General features: G+C 62.3%; 4 protein-coding genes. 3 read left to right on the forward strand and 1 reads right to left on the reverse strand.

The features are described 5' to 3' along the window. The 3 genes from AC1DUU_RS25235 to AC1DUU_RS25245 form a co-directional block, all read left to right on the forward strand. The coding region (locus tag AC1DUU_RS25235; RefSeq protein ID WP_476786111.1) for a branched-chain amino acid ABC transporter permease at positions 1-853 on the forward strand (853 nt) is incomplete at its 5' end. Continuing rightward, positions 850-1,605, forward strand: a complete 756-nt coding sequence (locus tag AC1DUU_RS25240; RefSeq protein ID WP_476786112.1) for an SDR family NAD(P)-dependent oxidoreductase — start codon at positions 850-852, stop codon at positions 1,603-1,605. The genes AC1DUU_RS25235 and AC1DUU_RS25240, both read left to right, overlap by 4 nt. A 2-nt stretch (positions 1,606-1,607) precedes the next feature. Next, the gene (locus tag AC1DUU_RS25245; RefSeq protein WP_476786113.1) at positions 1,608-2,393 is read left to right on the forward strand and encodes an SDR family NAD(P)-dependent oxidoreductase; all 786 of its coding nucleotides are present in this window, start codon (positions 1,608-1,610) and stop codon (positions 2,391-2,393) included. Positions 2,394-2,496: 103 nt separating this feature from the next. Here AC1DUU_RS25245 and AC1DUU_RS25250 read toward each other — a convergent pair whose 3' ends face one another. Further along, a complete protein-coding gene (locus AC1DUU_RS25250; RefSeq protein WP_476786114.1) occupies positions 2,497-4,035 on the reverse strand; it encodes a class I adenylate-forming enzyme family protein in 1,539 nt (512 codons plus the stop codon). Between the last annotated feature and the right edge of the window lie 67 nt (positions 4,036-4,102).

Raw genomic sequence — 4,102 nt, forward strand, 5'->3', positions numbered from 1 at the left:
CAATCTGATCTTTGGCTATGTCGGCCTGCTTGCTTTCGGCCATGCCGCTTTCTACGGCACATCAGCCTATGTGACGGCGCATGCCGCTGCCGCCTGGGGTCTGCCGACCGAGCTGTGCATTCTGATGGGTGTCGCAGCTGCAACGGCGGTCGGCGTGCTGTTTGGCTGGCTCGCGATCCGCCGCCAGGGGTTGTACTTCGCCATGATCACGCTGGCGCTTGCCCAGATCATCTATTTCTATGCGGTGCAGGCACCTTGGACACATGGCGAGGACGGCATCCAGTCGGTGCCGCGCGGCACGCTGTTCGGCGTGGTCGACCTCTCCAACACGTTCAACATGTATTACGTGACGCTGGCGGTGTTCCTGGCAGGATTCGCCTTCGTCTACCGCATCATCCATTCGCCTTTCGGCCAGACGCTGAAGTCGATCCGCGAGAACGAGCCGCGCGCCATTTCGCTCGGCTATTCGACCGACCGGTTCAAGCTGATCGCGTTCACCTTGTCGGCGATGCTGGCGGGCCTGGCTGGATCGATGAAGGCGATCATATTCCAGCTCGCCTCGCTTGCCGACGTGTTCTTCATGACTTCGGCCGACGTGCTCTTGATGACGCTGATAGGCGGTGTCGGCACGCTGCTCGGGCCGGTGGTCGGTGCGGCGGTGCTGGTTACGCTGCAGCGCGAATTGGCGACCTTCGGCGCGTGGGTGGTGGTGATCCAGGGCGTGATCTTCGTTCTCTGCGTGCTGTTCCTGCGCAAGGGCGTGATCGGGACGCTGGAAGAGTTCCTGGCAAACCGGGCCGAACGCAAGACCCAAGGCACAGACGCCACAGCCAAGGCAAAGGTGGCGCAATGAGCGCGCCATCCACCGTTGTCATAGGCATGGGGCCGGGTCTCGGTCAGGCGCTGGTCAAGAAGTTCGCGCGTGAAGGCCATCAGGTGGCCTTTGTAGGTCGCCGCGCCGAGGCAATCAGACGCCACGAGCTGGAGCTTCGCGCGGAAGGTTTGGACGTGGCTGGCTTTGTCGGCGATGCCGGCAACCCCGAACAGATGGACAAGGTGCATGCCGCGATCCGTGAACGGCACGGTGCACCCGAGGTGCTGGTCTACAATGCAGCGATCATCGAGCCGGCGCGGTTCGTAACGCCGTCCCGCATGGGAGAGGTGAAATACGGCACCGCCGACGGCTGGAAGGCGCGTGGCGAACCAGCGAGCGTCGACTACCTCTTCGATGCCTTGAAGACCAATGTTGCCGGCGCGCTACATGCCGCGCAGGCGGTGGCGCCTGACATGATCGAACGCTGTCGAGGCACGATCCTGCTCACCGGTGGCGTGCTGGCTTTCGGCCCATGGATTGAGTGGGGCGTGACCTCGCTTGGCAAGGCGGCGCTACGTAGCCTCGGGCTTTCGCTCGAAAAGGAGATGTCCGAGGCAGGCGTGCATGTCTGCACCGTCGCCATCCATGGCACGATGCAAGCGGGCACACCCTATGATCACGATCTGGTCGCCGACGCCTATTGGCTACTGCATATGCAGCCACGCGCTGAATGGCAGCCCGATTATCACTTCCGCCAGGATGCGGAAGACGGCGGCGATCCGGACGCTTGACGATGGCTGCACCGGCAATCAGGCTCGATGGCAAGCGTGCACTGGTGACGGGTGGCGCAAGCGGCATCGGGGAAACGGCGGCGAAGCTGCTCCACGATCTTGGCGCCGAAATTGTCATTGCCGACCTCGACCGAGGTAAATTGGACGAGGCACAAGCGCGGACCGGCGCCAAGGCCATCACCCAAGGCGATGTCTCAAGTGAAGCCGACAGCGAACGGATGGTTGCAGAGGCCATCTCCGCGCTGGGCGGCCTCGACCTTGTTTTCAATTCGGCCGGGATCGGCGACGATTTGCTGCCTGTCCACGAGCAGTCTGTCGAGCGCTGGCAGCGCGTCATCGACGTCAATCTGCGTGGCACCTATCTGATGTGCCGGGCGGCGGCACGGCCAATGTTGGAGCAAAAGAGCGGTTCGATCGTCAATGTCTCTTCCATTGTCGGGCTTGGTGGCTTTCCGCGCCGGTCGGCATACGCTGCGGCGAAAGCTGGCATCAATCATCTGACGCATACGCTTGCTTGCGAGTGGGGGCCTCAGGGCATCCGCGTCAACGCCATCGCCCCGGCCTATACTCGCACGCCGATGGTCGAGGCGCTGCTCGAGCGCAAGGCATTCGATCCGACCATATTGGAAAAGCGCACGCCGCTCGGCCGCCTGGCCGTACCGGAAGAGATGGCGCGGGCCGCGGTGTTCCTGCTGTCGGACTGGGCGTCCTACATTACCGGTGCGGTGCTGCCAGTGGATGGCGGCTGGAGCGTATTCGGCGGCGCAGGCGATGTGGCCAGCGCCTGAGGCCGCTTTGACGATTGATTAGGCAGTTATTCCAACACATTGATCTGATGATAAAAGCCGCCCCTGATCGGAGCGGCCTTTTCATTGCGATAAGCTAACAGGATCACGTGTTGCGAAAGTCGTCCATGCGGTTCTCATGCAGTGCCAGAACAAGCTCGCGCTTGCGGATCTTGGCGGCTTCGACAGGCATTTTGTCGATGAAGTGGATGGCGCGGGGTGCCTTGTAGGCGGCAAGGTTTTCGCGGCAGTAGCGCGTGATTTCCTCGGCGCTGACCTCCTGGCCCTCAGCCTTGACGATGACAGCTACGGGGATTTCACCCTTGCTCTCGTCGGGCGCACCAACGACCGCGCACATGGCGACCCCTGGGTGCTTGTAGAGCAGCGCTTCAATTTCGAGCGGATAGACATTGTGGCCGCCAGCAATGATGACGTCCTTCTTGCGGTCGACGATGAACAGATAGCCGTCCTCGTCGACATAGCCGAGATCGCCTGACTTCCAGCCGCCATTGCCAAAGGCTTCGGTCGTTGCCTTCTCGTCCTGCCAGTAGCCCTGGGCTACGCAATCGCCCGAGATAATGACTTCGCCGATCTCGCCCTGGGGCACCGGATTACCGTCGTCGTCGAGGATGGAGATACGCGAACTGCCGACCGGCAATCCGGCGGAGCCCGCCTTGCGGATGCCAGCGGTGGGTTCCATGACGTTCTGGCCGCTGGTTTCGGTCGAGCCATACACTTGCGTGACGCGCGCGCCGGAGAGGTCCTCGAAACGGCGGATAACCGGCTGCGGAACCGGCGAGCCGCCGGTGGTGCAGATGCGCAGAGAGGACAGGTCGTGCCTGGTCGGGTCGACCTCGTTGACCATGTAGACATACATGGTCGGCGTACCGCCGAAATAGGTCGCCTTGTGCTTGCTGATGTCGGCCAGAACGCGGCCAGTGTCCCAGCGCTCGTGCAAAACGATGGTGCCGCCGGTGTAGAGGCACAAATTGAGCGTCACCGTCAGGCCAAAATTGGTGAACAGCGGCACCGCGCAGAGATAGGTTTCCTCAGCAAAGCGCGTACGGTGCGAAACCATCATGTCGCGCAGCGTCGAACTTTGGTTGAACTGTGACTGGGCCGCCCCCTTTGGCGCGCCGGTGGTGCCGGAGGTGAAAAACAGGGCGCAGATATCGTTGATATCGCAAGGCGCATCGTCGAAGGTCGAAGGGGCTTCGGCCATCAGGGTGCCAAGGTCGTCGGCGTCAGCTTCGCCGGATGCAACCAGACAGTGCCTCAGCTCGGAAAATTCGTCGCGAATCTCGGAGAAGTAAGGCCAGGTCGAACCGTCGGCTATGAGTGCCTTCATGCCGGTTTGTGTGACGATCTTGCGCAGCTCGGCGTGTCGGAACATGGCGCTGAGCGGCGCGGGGACCGCGCCGAGGCGCTGGCAGGCCCAAAAACCGATCGCCATCATCGGCGTGCTCGGCAGATACAGCCCGACGCGGTCGCCCCTGGTGACGCCACGCGAGGCCAGCACATTGGCAAGCTGCGCGGTCAGTTCGCCGAAGCGCGCATATGTAATCGTTTCCTTGTCGGTCACGATGAAGCGGCGGTCGCCGATCAGCCGCGCATTGCGCGCCAGGATCTGGCTCAGGATTTCCATGCTCGTCTTCCTGCACTTGCAAATTGGGATTCTGCGCCGACTTGAAAACCCGCGCGCACCACAGGGC

This window comes from Aminobacter sp. P4_H6_2, assembly GCF_056400805.1.

Excerpts from the sequence above, each read along its gene's own strand:
- AC1DUU_RS25240 (WP_476786112.1), top strand. The coding sequence starts at position 850 with ATGAGCGCGCCATCCACCGTTGTCATAGGCATGGGGCCGGGTCTCGGT.
- AC1DUU_RS25250 (WP_476786114.1), bottom strand. The coding sequence starts at position 4,035 with ATGGAAATCCTGAGCCAGATCCTGGCGCGCAATGCGCGGCTGATCGGC.
- AC1DUU_RS25245 (WP_476786113.1), top strand. The coding sequence starts at position 1,608 with ATGGCTGCACCGGCAATCAGGCTCGATGGCAAGCGTGCACTGGTGACG.